Below are 15,156 nucleotides of genomic sequence, written 5' to 3'. Positions count from 1 at the left end.
TCGAGACCACTCATCGAAGAAGTGTGAAGCCCACCGATACGCCGGATTCTGTGCGCCCCGGCGGACCGGGGCGTGACCGCCATTCATCCGGGCCGGGGGGCGCCCGCCCGGCCTGCTGCCTACTTCGCGCTCAGGCGAGGCGGCCCGCGAACGCCGCCACGCCGACCACGGGCGCCGGCGCCGTCTTGGCGGCCAACAGCAGGTGGTCGCCGGTCACCAGGACCAGGCCGGGATGGCTGGCCAGCAAATCCCACAGATGCTGGTCCCCGGAGTCGGGGGCCCGGGGCCCTGTCGTGGGCGTCAGCACGATGGCGTGTCGAGCCAGGGCCAGCAGCAGCGAATCGAGCTCGTCCGTGTCGAGGCCATGTCGGCGGCGCAGGGCGGGGCGGTTCAGTACGCCCCGGTACTCGGCCAGCAGGGCGGTGGACAGGGCGAACGGAAACCGGGCTTTCAGCATGCCGTCCAGTATTCGGGCCGTCGGCGCGTCGGACCGCGCCGTCATCAGGCCCGCGGCAACCACGTTGGTGTCGACGACCGCGACCCGGCTCATGAACGGCGGGCGGCGCGGGTTTCCTGCACGGCCAGCTCGATGGCCTCGGGTTCGGTCAGGTTGCTGTGTGCGCGTGCGCGCCGCACCAGCTCCAGGGCAGCGTCGTGCGACTTGATGCCGTAGAACTCCAGGCTGTCGTCGATCAACTGGCCCATGGTCGTGCCGCGCTGCGCCGCCGCCTGCTTGAGTGCGCGGTAGCGCTCCGCACTGAGGGTGATGGTGAGACGGTTCATGGGGTGGTTTGATGCGCAATCACATCAACATGCTAACACCAACCATGCTTATGAGCGAGAGGTGCGCCGGCGCGTGTTGGTGTACACGGCGCCCGCTCGCTTGGTTTGCTGCAGTCTGAAAGTTGTAACTATGTTGCAACATCATGGAGTCCGTCATGCGAATCATCATCAGAAACATCGGCAACAGCAAAGGGGTGCTGCTGCCCAAGGCGTTGCTGGTTCAGGCGGGGCTCGACGGCGAAGCGACGGCCAACGTGCGCGTGCAGGGCGATTCGATCATCCTGAGCAAACCGGTGCGGGAACCGCGGCACGGGTGGTCCGAGGCGGCTGCTGCCGTGGCGGCCCATGGCGGCGACGCGTTGCTGATGGGCGAGTTCGGCAACGCGGACGACGCGGAGCTGGACTGGTGAAGCGCGGCGATATCTGGCTCGTCAACCTGGATCCGACGGTTGGCAGCGAGATCCGCAGGGCGACGCTCTGCGTACTGGTGTCGCCACCGGAACTGAATGATCACCTGCGCACGGTCATCGTCGCGCCGATGACGTCGCGCGGCTTTGCGGCCCCGTTTCGGGTGCCGGTGTCGCACGCCGGCAAGAAGGGCCTGATCGTGCTGGATCAGCTGCGCACGGTGGACAAGACGCGGCTCGTCAAGCGGGCCGGCACTGTGCCGCACCGGACCCTGGCCGCTGTGCCGCAGACGCTGCAGCAGATGTTTGCCGACTGATAGATGCAGGCGCTGCCACTGGCCGGCCGCTATCGCGCCAAAGAAGTGTGAAGCCCACCGATACGCCGGATTCTGTGCACCCCGGCGAACCGGGGCGTGACCGCCATTCATCTGGGCCGGGGGTCGCCCGCCCGGCTCGGTGCCACCTACCCGCCAGCTCCGCGGGCCGCATCGACGCTGGCCTACTTGGTGTTGCTGCGCGCAGAGATTGCCCGTTTCACCCGCGCGGGCGGGCCCGCACGACTCGTCTCTGTTGCTCTGATCCTCACCTCACGGTGGACAGGTGTTGCCTGCTGCGCTGCCCTGTGCAGTCCGGACGTTCCTCCAGCGCGCCCTTTCGGGACTTGCGCCAGCGGCGGTCTGGTGAGCTTCACGCTGTCAATTATCGCAGAGGGGCCGGAACGTTGCACCGGCTCGAGACAGCCGATGGGAATCCGGCGCGCAATGTAGTAACATAACTACATCATGATTCTGCCAGAGGCATCGCGATGCGCACCACCACTCTTTCCAGTCGGGAGCTGAACCAGGATCTGAGCCGCGCCAAGCGGGCGGCCCGGGACGGCCCCGTGATCATTACTGACCGAGGCCGGCCGGCCCACGTGCTGCTGAGCATCGAGGCCTACCGGCGCTTGGCGGGCGGACGGCGCAACATCGTTGACGCACTGGCCATGCCGGGCTCGGTGGCGGTTGAGTTCGAGCCGCCGCGCGCGGTCATCGGCTTGCAGCCGGCGGATTTGTCGTGAGGATCGTGCTCGACACCAATGTGGTGTCGGAGTTGCGCAAGGCGCGGCTGGGCCGGGCCGACCCGCGGGTGCTGAGGTGGGCGGCCAGCCTGGACGCAGACGATCTTTTCGTGTCCGTGATCACCTTGCTGGAGCTCGAACTGGGTGTCTTGCAGATCGAGCGCCGCGATGCGGCCCAGGGTGCGGTGCTGCGGCAGTGGCTGGAGCAAGCGGTGCTACCGGAGTTTGCCGAGCGCAGCCTGCCGGTGGATACGGCCGTTGCGCGGTGTTGTGCACGCCTGCACGTGCCCGATCCGCGCAGCGAGCGCGATGCGCTGATTGCCGCGACCGCCCTGGTGCACGGCATGACGGTGGCCACGCGCAACGTGACCGACTTCGAGCCGATGGGAGTGCCCGTCTGCAACCCGTGGGCGGGTGAATGAGGTTCGGGCTCGGGGCGGGCTTGGTGCCGGCACGAGCCGAAAGACACGGGTTGGAGCGGCAGCGCTCCCTTGCCGGCGGCGCGGATCATAGGGCAACGCTGAACAAGTTCTTCGCGCGCTGCGCATCCCTGCCTGCGGCGGTCTGCGACGTTGCAAATGCTCGCGAGCTACGGCTATTGCTGCGCTTCGCCCTTGCAGGGCGCGGGCCCGCCTGAGTCGGGCCCTCTTCGTCCCGTCCAGCGCTGCGCAGGCAGCGCTGGAGCCGCGGCACTCAGCCTTGCATCCCATCCCCAGGCAGGGCGCGCCGCATCACGGGAACTTGTTCAGCGTCGCCCTGGTTGACCTGATTCGAGACTGGCTGGTCGAAGCTCGCCCCTCCGTTATCGCCGCCAGGCATATCCATATGGGTGACACGCGCGCGGCGCCGGAGAAGAATGCTGGTTTCAGTTCAATTCGAAAGCCAGTCATGAGATTCGACAACATCCTCCAGACCATCGGCCGCACGCCCGCGGTGCGCATCAACCGTCTGTTCGGGCCGGACGCGCAGGTGTGGGTCAAATGCGAGCGTGCCAACCCGGGTGGCTCGCTGAAGGACCGCATCGCGCTGGGGATGGTGGAGGATGCCGAGCGCGCTGGACGCCTGAAGCCCGGCGGCATCATCGTCGAGCCGACCAGCGGCAACACCGGCATCGGCCTGGCGCTGGTGGCGGCCGTCAAGGGCTACCAGATCATCCTGGTGATGCCCGAGAGCATGAGCGTCGAACGCCGCCGCCTGATGCTGGCCTACGGCGCGAAGTTCGAGCTGACGCCGAAGGAGAAGGGCACGGGCGGCGCCGTCGAGCGCGCCAAGGAGCTGGCGGCGCAGACGCCGGGCGCGGTGCTGCTGAACCAGTTCGACAACCCGGCCAACGTCGACGCGCACGCGCGCACCACGGCGCAGGAGATCCTGGCCGACTTCCCCGAAGGGCTGGACGCGATCATTACCGGCGTCGGCACGGGCGGCCACATCACGGCCTGTGCCCAGGTGCTCAAGCCCAGGTGGCCGCAGCTGAAGGTCTATGCGGTGGAGCCGGCCAAGTCACCGGTGATCAGCGGCGGCAAGCCGGGGCCGCACGGCATCCAGGGCCTGGGCACGGGCTTCATCCCGAAGATTCTGGACACGCAGGCGCTGGACGGTGTGATCACCATCGAGGACGAGGATGCCCGCACCTGGGGCGCGCGCAGCGCGCGCGAGGAGGGCCTGCTGGTGGGCATCAGCAGCGGCGCCACGCTGGCGGCGATCGCCGGCAAGCTGCCGGATCTGCCCAAGGGCGCCCGCGTGCTGGGCTTCAACTACGACACGGGCGAGCGCTACCTGTCGGTGGAGGGCTATCTGCCGGCTTGAAATGGAACACCCCCGTGGCTCCACTCGCTGCGCGATGTTGCGCCTCCCCCCTCAAGGGGGCGCAGCCTGTGGCCAGGGGGACCCCGGCCACGGCTGCCCCGCATGGCCTGCTCCGCGGCCATCGGAGCTGTGCTGTCTCATCGGCTGCGGGTGGCGCGCAGCCCTATGAACAACTGAAATGCCCGCCGTGGCTCCACTCGCTGCGCGATGTTGTGCCTCCCCCTGAGCGCCGTCCGGCCGTCCGAAGGTGCGAAGGCCCCCTGCGGGGGGCAGCGCAGGGTGGGGGCATTGGGTCGGGGCGCAGCCTGTGGCCAGCGGGACCCCGGCCACGGCTGCCGCTGGGATGGTCTGCTCCGCGGCCGTTGGAGTGGTGTCGTCTGATGCGCTGCAGGTCGCGCGTAGCGTCTGAGAAACCAAAAGGAAAACCGCACAGGGGGACGAAAAGGGCGCCGATGGCGCCCTTTCCATTGGTGTGAGCAAGAGAACCCGGGTCAGCCCTGCAGCGCGCGCAGCGCGGCGATGCGCTCCGCCATCGGCGGATGCGTGGAGAACAGCTTGCCGATGCCGCCGGCAATGCCCATGGCGGCCAGGTTCCTGGGCATGTCGGCGCCCTCGGCGTGCATGCCGCCCAGGCGCGCCAGGGCCTTGATCATGGAGTTGGGCTGGCCCATCAGGCGCGCGGCACCGGCGTCGGCGCGGAACTCGCGCTGGCGCGAGAACCAGGCGACGATGATCCCGGCGAGGAAGCCGAACAGCAGGTCGAGCACGATGGTCGTGACGAAGTAGCCGATGCCGGGTCCGCTGCTCTCGCTGTCGCGGCGCAGGAAGCCGTCGACCAGCGAGCCGATGACGCGGCTGGCGAAGACGACGAAGGTGTTCATCACGCCCTGGATCAGCGCCATGGTGACCATGTCGCCGTTGGCGACGTGGCTGACCTCGTGGCCGATCACGGCCTCGACCTCTTCGCGCGTCATGCCGCGCAAGAGGCCCGTGGAGACGGCGACCAGGGCCGAGTTCCTGAAGGCGCCGGTGGCGAAGGCGTTGGGCTCGCCCTCGTAGATGCCGACCTCGGGCATGCCGATGCCGGCCTGCTCGGCGAAGCGGCGCACGGTGTCGACGATCCAGGCCTCGTCGGCGCTGCGCGGCTGGTCGATGACCTGCACGCGCATGCTCATCTTGGCCATCGGCTTGCTCATCAGCAGCGAGATGATGGAGCCCGAAAAACCGATCACCAGGGCGAAGATCATCAGGTCCAGCGTGTTGGTGCCGGTGTAGCGGCCGACCCCCAGCAGGCTGGTGACGATGCCCACCACCACCATGACGGCGATGTTGGTGAGCACGAAAAGCAGGATGCGTTGCATGAAGTCCCTTGAAAAGAAGCGCGGCCGGGTATTCTCCCGGAAACCGCGACCCAGATGAGGGCCATTGGAGCGGGTTCAAGGCCCGGGGTTCCCGCGGCCAAGCCGGATGGAGCACAGCATGAACACCCTTGCCTGGCTGGAGCGCCTGGTCGCCATCGACACCACCAGCCGCAACAGCAACCTCGGCCTGATCGAGCTGGTGCGCGACGCGCTGCGCGGCCTGGGCCTGGCGCCCTGGCTGGCGACGAATGCCGACGGCAGCAAGGCGAACCTGTTCTGCACCGTGCCGGCGCAGGACGGCCAGACACAGGGCGGCATCGTGCTGTCGGGCCACACCGACGTGGTGCCGGTCGATGGCCAGGACTGGGCGAGCGACCCGTTCGTGCTCACCGACAAGGGCGACGGCCGGCTCTATGGGCGCGGCGCCTGCGACATGAAGGGCTTCATCGCGAGCAGCCTGGCGCTGCTGCCCGAGGCGCTGGCGCTGCCGCGCGCGCGGCCGTTGCATCTGGCGCTGTCGTACGACGAGGAGGTCGGCTGCATCGGCGCGCCGGTGCTGCTGGCCGAGCTGAAGGCGCGCGGCATCCGCGCCGACGGCTGCATCGTGGGCGAGCCGACCTCGATGCGGCCGGTGGTGGCGCACAAGGGCATCCACCTCTACCACTGCCGCCTGCACGGCAAGGCGGCGCATTCGTCGCTGACGCCGCAGGGCTGCAATGCGATCGAGCACGCGGCGCGGCTGATCTGCCACATTCGCGATCTCGCGGATCGCTGGCGCGGCCAGGGCCCGTTCGACGCCGCCTACGACGTGCCGCACAGCACCATCACCACGAATCTGATCTCGGGCGGCATCGCGGTCAACACCATCCCGGAGTCGTGCCGGTTGAGCTACGAGTTCCGCAACCTGCCGGCGCAGTCGCGCGACGCGATCCAGGCCGAGGTGCAGCGCTACGTGGACGAGGAGCTGCTGCCGCGCATGCGGCGCGAGTTCGACGGCGCGCGCGTGGAGATCGAGCGCGCCGCCTCGGCGCCCGGGCTGGACGCCGAGGAGCAGGCGGCGATCACCGAACTGGTGCGCGCGCTGACGGCGGACCGCACGGTGCGCAAGGTGGCCTACGGCACCGAGGCCGGGCTGTTCCAGAACGCCGGCATCCCCGCCGTGCTGTGCGGGCCGGGCTCGATCGAGCAGGCGCACAAGGTGGATGAATACGTGGAGGTGGAGCAGCTGGCGCAGTGCGATCGCTTCCTGCGGCGGGTGGCGGAGTCGCTGGGGTGACGTGAGGGCTGTGGGCGGGCCGTGGACACCGCGCCCTGGTCGTCATTGCGAGGAGGCGCAGCCGACGCGGCAATCCAGTCCCGACGATTGCCGCGTCGCCAACGCCAGCAATGTGCAAGGACGCCGCCGCACTGGGCCACCTCTCTCCTGGATCGCCACGCGGCTGCGCCGCTCGCGATGACGCGGCGGCGCCATCTGGATAGCTACCCGGTTTCCTTGCCATGAAGGGCTCCGGGAGGGCTGCAGTCCGATTGCACTCATGATGTGCAGCACTTAAAATGTGCGCATACCTGGATGGAGTGTCATGTCATGAGTGCCAACATCACCTTGCGCCTGAGCGAGCAGACCCTGCGCCGGGTCCGGCATCTGGCGGTGGAGCGCAACACCTCGGTGTCGGCCTGGGTCGGGGAACTGGTGGCGCGCGCAGTGGAGGAACTGGACGGCTTCGAGCCGGCGCGCCGGCGCGCGCTGCGGGCCATGGACGACCCGGTTCGCGTGCCCGACGCCAGCATGCTCGACCGGCGGCAGGCCCACGAGCGTTGAGGGGCTTCATGTGAGCGTTGAAGTCTTCGTCGACACCAATATCCTCTACTACGCCAACACGGTATCGGAAGATCCGCGTCACGTGCGGGCGCGCGAGTGCGTGCGCGGGCTGTGGGCCGGGCCTGGCCGTGCCGCGGTCAGCGTCCAGGTGCTGCAGGAACTGCACGTCAACCTGGTGCGCAAGGCAGGGTTGGCGCCGGCGCAGTCGGCGGCGCGCGTGAGCCATACCTGGCCTGGTCGGTGGTGGACAACGACCGGCTGTTGCTGGGGACGGCCTTTGACGTGCAGCAGCGCTGGGGCCTGAGTTTCTGGGACAGCCTGATCGTCGCAGCCGCCATGCGCTGCGGTGCGCGCAAGCTGTGGTCGGAGGATTTGTCAGCCGGACAGCAGTTCGGGGATCTGATGGTGGTCGATCCCTTGCGGCAGGAGGGCGGTGGGTCGGCGTGACCTGGGGATGGTCAGGTGCACACGCTGTGCCGGGAGGATGTGGCGGCGGGAAAGTCGAACGCCGGACTGGATCGCCATGCGGCTGGCGCCGCACGCGATGACGCGGTGAGAGGTGTGGCGCAGGTGCGGACTGCCCACGCGACGCCCTGGCCGTCATTGCCCACGGGGATGGCGATGGCTGTAGCATTCATGGTGGACGCTCCTTCTCGCTTCAAGTGGTTCGTGACACTTCCACTTTGGCACACCAAGGCCGTTGGCGGGGTGGGAGCGTCCATCCCATTGAGGAGCCACAGGCGGCGCGGCAATCCAGTCGGCGCGCGATCCCGGCTCAAGGCCTGACTTGGCCGCGCGCCGGACGAAACACCTGTGCGTCCTCGTAAAACCCGGGCGCTTCGTTGGCCGGCCACCAGCCGGGCACGCCGAGCAGGGGCAGCGGGGCGAAGGGCTTGGCGGCGAGGCGCTCGGGCGTGAGGTCGCGCGCCAGCCAGTCGTCGAGCGCGCGCAGGTCGCCGGCCGGTTCGAAGGCGGGGGCGACGCGCCAGGCGTGGACGGTGATGGACTTGTAGGGGGCCACCAGCTTCTCCAGCGCGGCGTGGCCGAACACCAGCAGGCGGGCCTCGCGCCACAGCGGCCGCAGCGGGCCGAACAGGGTTTGCCAGCGGCGCTGGCGCAGCGCCTGCCAGAGCGCGTCGGGGGCGTGCAGCAGCAGGGCGTTCTCGTCGAAGACGGTGGCGGCGTCGCGCACCGGGCCGCGCGTGGCGCCGATGCCGGCGCGTGCGAGCTCGGCCGCCTGCAGGGCGTTCAGCCGCGCCTTGGCGCGTGGCAGGCGCAGCCAGACCAGGCCGTTGAAGGCGTCGTGCAGGTTGTCGCGCGTCGGCACGCTGCGCTGCTGGAAGATATGGGTCTCGTAGGCCGTGCCGGGCGGCAGCACCGACTGCGGGGCGAAACGCACCGGCAGGCCGGCGGGCGCCTGTGCCTCGAGTGCGCGTGCCACCGCGCCCGGAGTGGGTGCCCGCTGCCGCCACAGCGGCTCGCCCACGCAGCGCCAGGGCGCGAACCACGGCGCCGCCCACTGCGGTTGCGCCAGCGGATCGACGACGTCGCGTTCCATGGCCCGACATCGTGCCACGGCGACCCCACTGGGCGCGCTGTCGGCGGCGGGCCGGCGTGCAGGGGAAAGCCTGCGCTCCTATCATGGTCCCCAACCACAATGGCTCGGGAGACCCGTACATGGAACATCAATTCGACCACCTGATCCTGGGCGCCGGCATGGCCGGATCGGCCGCCGCCGTGGCGCTGCGCGCGGCGGCGCCGAATGCCAGCATCGCCCTCCTGGGCGACGAGTCGCACCCGCCGTACGACCGCCCGCCGCTGTCCAAGGCGCTGTGGAAGGATGGCCAGGAAGCCGACATCTGGCGCCCGATCGACCAGGCACGGGTCACGCTGCAGCTCGGCCGGCGCGCGGTGGCGCTGGACCGCGCGGCCCACGCGGTGCGCGACAGCACCGGCGACGTCTGGCGCTACGGCAAGCTGCTGATCGCCACCGGCGGCACGCCGCGGCGCCTGGCCTTCGGGTCCGACTTCATCTACCTGCGCACCTTCGACGACTACCAGAAGCTGCGCGCGCAGGTGAAGCCGGGGGCGCACATGGTGGTGATCGGCGGCGGCTTCATCGGCAGCGAAATTGCCGCCGGTCTGAACTTGAACGGCTGCAAGGTGACGATGCTGTTCCCGGAAGCGACGATTGCCGCGCGCCCCTTCCCCAAGGATCTGGCCGAGTACGTGACCCGCTACTACCGCGACAAGGGTGTGGACGTGCGCGCGGGCGTGACGGTGACGGGCAAGACGATCGACGGCGCGCTGCAGTGCTCCGACGGCAGCACGCTGAAGGCCGACGCGGTGGTGGCCGGCCTGGGCATCACGCCCAACGTCGAGCTGGCGCAGGCGGCCGGACTGGCGGTGAACAACGGCATCGGCGTGGACCAGCACCTGCGCACCTCGGACCCCGACATCTATGCCGCCGGCGACGTGGCCTCGTTCCCGGCGGTGGCGTTCGGGCGCCACATCCGCGTCGAGCACGAGAACGCCGCGCTCACCATGGGCGAGCGCGCCGGCCGCTGCATGGCGGGCGAGGACGCGCCGTATGACGAGCTGCCGTATTTCTATTCGGACCTGTTCGACCTGGGCTACGAGGCGGTGGGCACGCTGGATGCACGGCTGGAGACCGTGGAGCAGTGGGTCAAGCCCTACGAGGAAGGCGTGGTCTATTACCTGGACCAGGGCCGGGTGCACGGCGTGCTGCTGTGGAACACCTGGGACCAGGTGGACCATGCGCGCGCGCTGATCGCCGAGAAGGGGCCGTTCGACGCTGCCAGCTTGAAGGGGCGGCTGCCGAAGTAAGCGAAGCCGGTCGCGGCCCCGGACAAGACGCCGGGCCTACTGGCGCCCGCTCTTGCGCGGCCGCGCGCGTACGCTGACGCGCGACGTGCCCTCGTCGCGCAGGTCGAAGTCCTCCGTGGCCACCAGCAGCTTGGTCAGCGTGGCGTAGCCGTAGTTGCGCGGGTCGAAGCTCGCCTTGTTGCTGATCTGGGTGCCGACGGCGCCGACGCGGGCCCAGCCCGATTCGTCCTGCATGGCGTTGACGGCGTCGCGCAGCAGGTTCATGAGGGCCGAGTCCTGGCGCAGCTGCGGGGTGGGCACGCGCACGCGCTGGCCCGGGCGCGCGGGTTCGGCGGCGGGCCGGGCGGCACGGCTGCTGGCGGGCGCCGCGTCGGCTTCTTCGCTGGCGGCGACGACGGGCACGCCGCTGCTGTCGGACTCGCCCTCGGCGTGGGCCTCGGCCAGGGCTTCCAGGTAGAGGAAGCGCGAGCAGGCGTTGACGAAGGGCTTGGGCGTCTTCTCGGCGCCGAAGCCGAACACCGCCGCGCCCTTGGCGCGCAGGTGCATCACCAGCGGCGTGAAGTCGGCGTCCGATGACACGATGCCGAAGGCGTCGGGGCGCTCGGTGTAGAGCAACTCGAGCGCGTCGACGGTCATCGCCATGTCGCTGGCGTTCTTGCGCCTGGAGTAGTCGAACTGTTGGATCGGCTGGATGGCGAAGTCCAGCAGGCGCTCCTGCCAGCCCTTGAGCGCGGGCTTGGTCCAGTTGCCGTAGGCGCGTCGGATGTTGATGACGCCCAGGGTTGAGAGCTCGGTCAGGATCTCGTCGATCAGGGCGGCGGGGGCGTTGTCGGCATCGATCAGCAGGGCGATGCGCCAGGGCTTGGGTTGGGGTTCCATCGTTGGATCGGTCCGGAGTTCAGGCCTGCAGCTTCCAGGCCAGCGGCTCGCCGCCGGCCAGCGGCTTGACTACCGCCTCGCCGAAGGGGTAGTGCTCGGGCGGGGTCCAGGTCTCGCGCTGCAGCGTCACGCGGTCGCTGTTGCGCGGCAGGCCGTAGAAGTCGGGGCCGTGGAAGCTGGCGAAGCCTTCCAGCCGGTCCAGCGCGCCGGCGGCGTCGAAGGCGCTGGCGTAGAGCTCGACGGCGGCGTGCGCGGTGTAGCAGCCGGCGCAGCCGCTGGCGTGCTCCTTCAGGTGCGCGGCGTGGGGTGCGCTGTCGGTGCCGAGGAAGAAGCGCGGGTTGCCGCTGGTGGCGGCCTGCACCAGCGCCTGGCGGTGCTGCTCGCGCTTGAGGACGGGCAGGCAGTAGTAGTGCGGGCGGATGCCGCCCTTGAAGATGGCGTTGCGGTTGTAGAGCAGGTGGTGGGCGGTGATGGTGGCGCCCAGGTGCGGGCCGGCTTCGGCCACGTATTGCGCGGCGTCGGCTGTCGTGATGTGCTCGAACACGATCTTCAGCTCGGGCAGGTCGCGCCGCAGCGGTGCCAGCACGCGCTCGATGAACACCGCCTCGCGGTCGAACAGGTCGACCTCGGGGTCGGTGACCTCGCCGTGCACCAGCAGCTTGAGGCCGGCGCGCTGCATGGCTTCCAGCGTGCGGTAGGTCCTGCGCACGTCGGTGACGCCGGCGTCGCTGTTGGTGGTGGCGCCGGCCGGATAGAGCTTGAGCGCGGGGATGCCGGCGTCGCGCGCGCGCGCGATCTCGTCGGGCGGCGTGTTGTCGGTCAGGTAGAGCGTCATCAGCGGCTCGAAGGCCGAGCCCGCCGGCAGCGCCTGCAGGATGCGCGCCTTGTAGTCCAGCGCCTGCGCCGTGGTGGTCACGGGTGGCACCAGGTTGGGCATGATGATGGCGCGCCCGAACTGGGCCGCGGTGTGCGGCACCACGGCGGCCAGCGCGGCGCCGTCGCGCACGTGCAGGTGCCAGTCGTCGGGGCGGGTGATGACCAGGGTGTCGGAGCTGGGGGCGGGGTGGGCCATGGGCGCGATTCTCGCATTCGGGTGCTGCCGTCCGGCCAGGAGCATCGGGCGGGCAGGGCAAGCCCGGAGGCGTTGTCGAGGGCAATGCCCTATATTCAGGCCACCGCCTCTTCCCCCTTCACTTCGTGGCATCCGTCATCCTCGAGCACGTCGGCAAGCGTTGGGGCGACGCCGTTGCCCTGGAGGACGTCAACCTGCACATCCCGTCGGGCAGCTTCTGCGTGCTGCTGGGGCCGTCGGGCTGCGGCAAGTCGACCACGCTGCGCATCATTGCCGGCCTGGAGGTGCCCAGCAGCGGCACGGTGCGCATCGGCGAGCGCGACGTTACGGCGCTGCCGCCATCGCAGCGCGGCATCTCGATGGTGTTCCAGAACTACGCGCTGTTCCCGCACCTCACGGTGGCCGACAACATCTGCTTCGGCCTGCAGGTGCGGCGCCTGCCGGCGGCCGAACGCGCGCAGCGCCTGGCCGAGACCGCCGAGCTGCTGGGCCTGTCGGCGCTGCTGGAGCGCAAGCCGAGCCAGCTCTCGGGCGGCCAGCAGCAGCGCGTGGCATTGGGTCGCGCGCTGGTGTCGCAGGCCAGCGTGTGCCTGATGGACGAGCCGCTGTCCAACCTCGACGCCCAGCTGCGCCAGGACATGCGGCGCGAACTGCGCGAGCTGCAGCGCCAGCTCGGGCTGACGGTGATCTACGTCACGCACGACCAGGCCGAGGCCATGAGCATGGCCGACCAGGTGGTGCTGCTGAGCCGCGGCCGCGTCGAGCAGGCGGCCAGCGCGCCGGCGCTCTACGCCGAGCCGGCCACCACCTTTGCCGCGCGCTTCATCGGCACGCCGCCGATGAACCTGCTGGCGCTGGAGCAGGGTTGCATCGCCGGCAGCGACGTCGCGCTGCCGCTGCCGCCCGAGGCGGCCTGGCTGGGCGTGCGCCCCGAGGCGGTGCGGCTGGCGCGTGCCGGCCAGACCAACACCCTGCCGGCGACGGTGGCGGGCACCGAATACCTGGGCGCCGACCGCGTCGTGCGCTGTGCCGTCGGCAGCCGGCAGCAGCTGCTGGTGCGCGCCGAGGGCCGGCTGGCGGTGGAGCCCGGTCAGGCGGTCGGCCTGTACTGGGACGTCGGCGACACCCACGCCTTCGACGCCGCCGAGCGACGCCTGGCGCTGAATCCCCAACCCTGAACCCCGGAGGACAGGAAGATGCTGAGAAAGACCTTTCTGCGGCGCGCGGCTGGCGCGCTGCTGGCGACGGCCGCGGGCGCGGGGCTGGCGCTGGGCCCGGCCCGGGCCCAGGCCCCGGTGGAGGTGTCGTTCTACTACCCGGTCGCGGTGGGCGGGCCGATCGCCAAGGTGATGGACGACTTCGCCGCCGGTTTCATGCAGGAAAACCCCGGCGTCAAGGTGACCCCGATCTACGCCGGCACGTACCAGGAGACCATCGTCAAGGCGCTCACCGCGCACAAGTCGGGCACGCCGCCGGTGACTTCGGTGCTGCTGTCGACCGACATGTTCACGCTGATCGACGAGGACGCCATCGTGCCGATGGACGGTTTCGCCAGGACGGATGCGGACAAGGCCTGGATGGACGGTTTCTATCCCGCCTTCATGCTGAACAGCCGCACCGGCGGCAAGACCTGGGGCATTCCGTTCCAGCGCTCGACCGTCGTGATGTACTGGAACAAGGAGGCCTTCAAGGAGGCCGGGCTGGACCCCGAGCAGCCGCCCACGACCTGGGGCGAGCTGCGCGAGATGGCGGGCAAGCTGACGAAGAAGGATGCCAGCGGCAAGACCACGCAGTACGGCGTGCAGATCCCGTCCAGCGGATTTCCGTACTGGCTGTTCCAGACGCTCACCACCACCAACGACGTGATCCTGGCCAACGAGGCGGGCAACCAGGTGACCTTCGACGATCCGCGCGTGGCCGAGGCGCTGCAGTACTGGGTGGACCTGGGCAAGGCCGGCGTGCACCCGACCGGCGTGGTCGAGTGGGGCACGACGCCCAAGGACTTCTTCGAGAAGAAGGCCGCCATCATCTACACCACCACCGGCAACCTGACCAACATCCGCAAGAACGCCGGGTTCCCGTTTGGCGTGGCGATGATCCCGGCCAACAAGCGCAAGGGCTCGCCCACCGGCGGCGGCAACTTCTACGTCTTCAAGAAGGCGTCGACCGAGCAGCAGGAGGCGGCGTTCAAGTTCATCCAGTGGATCACCCAGCCCGAGCGCGCGGCGCAGTGGAGCATCGACACCGGCTACGTGGCGATCTCGCCGGCAGCGTATGAGACCCAGGTGCTGAAGGACTACGCGGCCGACTTCCCGCCGGCGCTGGTGGCGCGCGACCAGCTGCCGTTCTCGGTGGCCGAGTTCTCCACGCACGAAAACCAGCGCGTCACCAAGACCCTGAACGATGCCCTGCAGGCCGCGCTCACCGGCAGCAAGGAGCCGGCCAAGGCGCTGAAGGACGCGCAGGGCGAGGCGGATCGGATCCTGCGACGCTACAAATAAGAGAGTAAGCGCCGACGCCGCGACCGCGGCGTCAGGCGCCGACGTGCAGCTGCTCGGGCCACAGGTAGAGCAGGCCCAGCGTCATCACCACGTAGCGGCCGAACTTGCCGGCGGCCATCCAGGCCGTGCAGGGCAGGAGCGGCAGGCGCAGCCAGCCGGCCACCGCGCACAGCGGGTCGCCGATGACCGGCAGGAAGGACAGCAGGCAGGCGCGCGGGCCGATGCGCCGCAGCCAGTCGAGTGCGCGCAGGTGCGTGGGCGAATCGCGCCAGCGGTCCACCACGCGATGCGCGCCCAGGCCCATCCACCAGGTCACCACGCCGCCCAGGGTGTTGCCGACCGTCGCCACGCCGATCGCCGGCCACAGCAGGTGCGGGCTGAGCTTGACCAGGCCGAACACGGCGGGCTCGGAGCCCAGGGGCAGCAGGGTGGCCGAGACGAAGGCGACCGTGAACACGGTCGAGAGGCCGTATTCGGGCAGCGCCAGCGCGGCCAGCAACGATTGCATCCAGGCTTCCATGACGGCGCGAGTGTAGGGCGCGTCACCCAGCAAGGCGCGCGGCGTTCGGTGGGGGACAGGTCTGCGGCGCTTGCGGCCCGTGGCGCGCAATTTTGATTGTT

At 69.7% G+C, this 15,156-nt stretch carries 18 protein-coding genes and 1 other RNA gene; 11 read left to right on the top strand and 8 right to left on the bottom strand.

Translation table 11 applies throughout. The features are described from left to right. Positions 1-130 precede the first annotated feature (130 nt). Together PKA16_RS00385 and PKA16_RS00380 are read right to left on the bottom strand one after the other, a co-directional pair. Complete coding sequence (locus tag PKA16_RS00385) at positions 131-550, bottom strand: PIN domain-containing protein (RefSeq protein ID WP_324399255.1); 420 nt, start codon at positions 548-550, stop codon at positions 131-133. Further along, positions 547-783: a CopG family transcriptional regulator gene (locus tag PKA16_RS00380; protein WP_324399253.1), complete on the bottom strand. Its 237-nt coding sequence runs from the start codon at positions 781-783 to the stop codon at positions 547-549. Before PKA16_RS00380 ends, PKA16_RS00385 begins: the two co-directional genes overlap by 4 nt. 155 nt (positions 784-938) lie before the next feature. On the opposite strand from PKA16_RS00380, the gene PKA16_RS00375 reads away from it, so the two are divergent. Both PKA16_RS00375 and PKA16_RS00370 read left to right on the top strand, forming a co-directional pair. Next, complete coding sequence (locus PKA16_RS00375) at positions 939-1,193, top strand: AbrB/MazE/SpoVT family DNA-binding domain-containing protein (RefSeq protein ID WP_324399251.1); 255 nt, start codon at positions 939-941, stop codon at positions 1,191-1,193. Next, positions 1,187-1,507: a type II toxin-antitoxin system PemK/MazF family toxin gene (locus PKA16_RS00370; protein ID WP_324399445.1), complete on the top strand. Its 321-nt coding sequence runs from the start codon at positions 1,187-1,189 to the stop codon at positions 1,505-1,507. Before PKA16_RS00375 ends, PKA16_RS00370 begins: the two co-directional genes overlap by 7 nt. A 45-nt stretch (positions 1,508-1,552) precedes the next feature. Here the strand turns inward: PKA16_RS00370 and rnpB are convergent. Beyond that, positions 1,553-1,879: RNase P RNA component class A (gene rnpB / locus PKA16_RS00365), an RNA gene on the bottom strand. Positions 1,880-1,995: 116 nt separating this feature from the next. On the opposite strand from rnpB, the gene PKA16_RS00360 reads away from it, so the two are divergent. From PKA16_RS00360 to cysK, 3 genes are all read left to right on the top strand, one after another. Further along, the gene (locus PKA16_RS00360; RefSeq protein ID WP_324399249.1) at positions 1,996-2,250 is read left to right on the top strand and encodes a type II toxin-antitoxin system Phd/YefM family antitoxin; all 255 of its coding nucleotides are present in this window, start codon (positions 1,996-1,998) and stop codon (positions 2,248-2,250) included. Beyond that, positions 2,247-2,672, top strand: coding sequence for a type II toxin-antitoxin system VapC family toxin (locus PKA16_RS00355; RefSeq protein WP_324399247.1), 426 nt, complete (start codon positions 2,247-2,249; stop codon positions 2,670-2,672). The genes PKA16_RS00360 and PKA16_RS00355 overlap by 4 nt, the downstream gene beginning before the upstream one ends. Positions 2,673-3,138: 466 nt before the next feature. Next, positions 3,139-4,056 (top strand): cysteine synthase A, encoded by a 918-nt coding sequence (gene cysK, locus PKA16_RS00350; protein ID WP_324399245.1) that lies wholly within the window; start codon positions 3,139-3,141, stop codon positions 4,054-4,056. Between the two features lie 491 nt (positions 4,057-4,547). Here cysK and htpX read toward each other — a convergent pair whose 3' ends face one another. Then, a complete protein-coding gene (htpX, locus tag PKA16_RS00345; RefSeq protein WP_324399243.1) occupies positions 4,548-5,417 on the bottom strand; it encodes a protease HtpX in 870 nt (289 codons plus the stop codon). Positions 5,418-5,535: 118 nt separating this feature from the next. Between htpX and argE the strand changes: the two genes are divergently transcribed. From argE to PKA16_RS00330, 3 genes are all read left to right on the top strand, one after another. After that, positions 5,536-6,693 (top strand): acetylornithine deacetylase, encoded by a 1,158-nt coding sequence (gene argE / locus PKA16_RS00340; RefSeq protein ID WP_324399242.1) that lies wholly within the window; start codon positions 5,536-5,538, stop codon positions 6,691-6,693. 309 nt (positions 6,694-7,002) lie between these two features. Continuing rightward, positions 7,003-7,236, top strand: a complete 234-nt coding sequence (locus PKA16_RS00335; protein WP_324399240.1) for a hypothetical protein — start codon at positions 7,003-7,005, stop codon at positions 7,234-7,236. A 240-nt stretch (positions 7,237-7,476) separates the two neighbouring features. Then, on the top strand, positions 7,477-7,683 hold the full coding sequence (locus PKA16_RS00330) for a hypothetical protein (RefSeq protein ID WP_324399238.1): 207 nt from the start codon (positions 7,477-7,479) through the stop codon (positions 7,681-7,683). Between the two features lie 328 nt (positions 7,684-8,011). Here PKA16_RS00330 and PKA16_RS00325 read toward each other — a convergent pair whose 3' ends face one another. Next, complete coding sequence (locus PKA16_RS00325; protein ID WP_324399236.1) at positions 8,012-8,794, bottom strand: DUF3025 domain-containing protein; 783 nt, start codon at positions 8,792-8,794, stop codon at positions 8,012-8,014. A 119-nt stretch (positions 8,795-8,913) separates the two neighbouring features. On the opposite strand from PKA16_RS00325, the gene PKA16_RS00320 reads away from it, so the two are divergent. Then, a complete protein-coding gene (locus PKA16_RS00320) occupies positions 8,914-10,083 on the top strand; it encodes an FAD-dependent oxidoreductase (RefSeq protein WP_324399234.1) in 1,170 nt (389 codons plus the stop codon). 36 nt (positions 10,084-10,119) lie between these two features. On the opposite strand, the gene PKA16_RS00315 is transcribed toward PKA16_RS00320, so the two are convergent. Together PKA16_RS00315 and pyrC are read right to left on the bottom strand one after the other, a co-directional pair. After that, complete coding sequence (locus PKA16_RS00315; protein WP_324399232.1) at positions 10,120-10,962, bottom strand: NYN domain-containing protein; 843 nt, start codon at positions 10,960-10,962, stop codon at positions 10,120-10,122. Positions 10,963-10,981: 19 nt separating this feature from the next. Then, positions 10,982-12,034: a dihydroorotase gene (pyrC, locus tag PKA16_RS00310; protein WP_324399231.1), complete on the bottom strand. Its 1,053-nt coding sequence runs from the start codon at positions 12,032-12,034 to the stop codon at positions 10,982-10,984. Between the two features lie 125 nt (positions 12,035-12,159). On the opposite strand from pyrC, the gene PKA16_RS00305 reads away from it, so the two are divergent. Then, positions 12,160-13,212: an ABC transporter ATP-binding protein gene (locus PKA16_RS00305; protein ID WP_324399229.1), complete on the top strand. Its 1,053-nt coding sequence runs from the start codon at positions 12,160-12,162 to the stop codon at positions 13,210-13,212. Between the two features lie 18 nt (positions 13,213-13,230). Beyond that, positions 13,231-14,535, top strand: coding sequence for an ABC transporter substrate-binding protein (locus tag PKA16_RS00300; protein WP_324399227.1), 1,305 nt, complete (start codon positions 13,231-13,233; stop codon positions 14,533-14,535). Positions 14,536-14,566: 31 nt separating this feature from the next. Here the strand turns inward: PKA16_RS00300 and PKA16_RS00295 are convergent, their stop codons facing one another. Next, positions 14,567-15,055, bottom strand: a complete 489-nt coding sequence (locus tag PKA16_RS00295) for a YqaA family protein (protein WP_324399225.1) — start codon at positions 15,053-15,055, stop codon at positions 14,567-14,569. Positions 15,056-15,156: the final 101 nt, after the last annotated feature.

Source organism: Ottowia sp. (assembly GCF_035325765.1).
In the GTDB taxonomy this organism is placed as follows: domain Bacteria; phylum Pseudomonadota; class Gammaproteobacteria; order Burkholderiales; family Burkholderiaceae_C; genus Ottowia.
The sequence above is the reverse complement of the archived record's forward strand: the minus strand, read 5'-3'. Positions and strand labels throughout refer to the sequence as shown.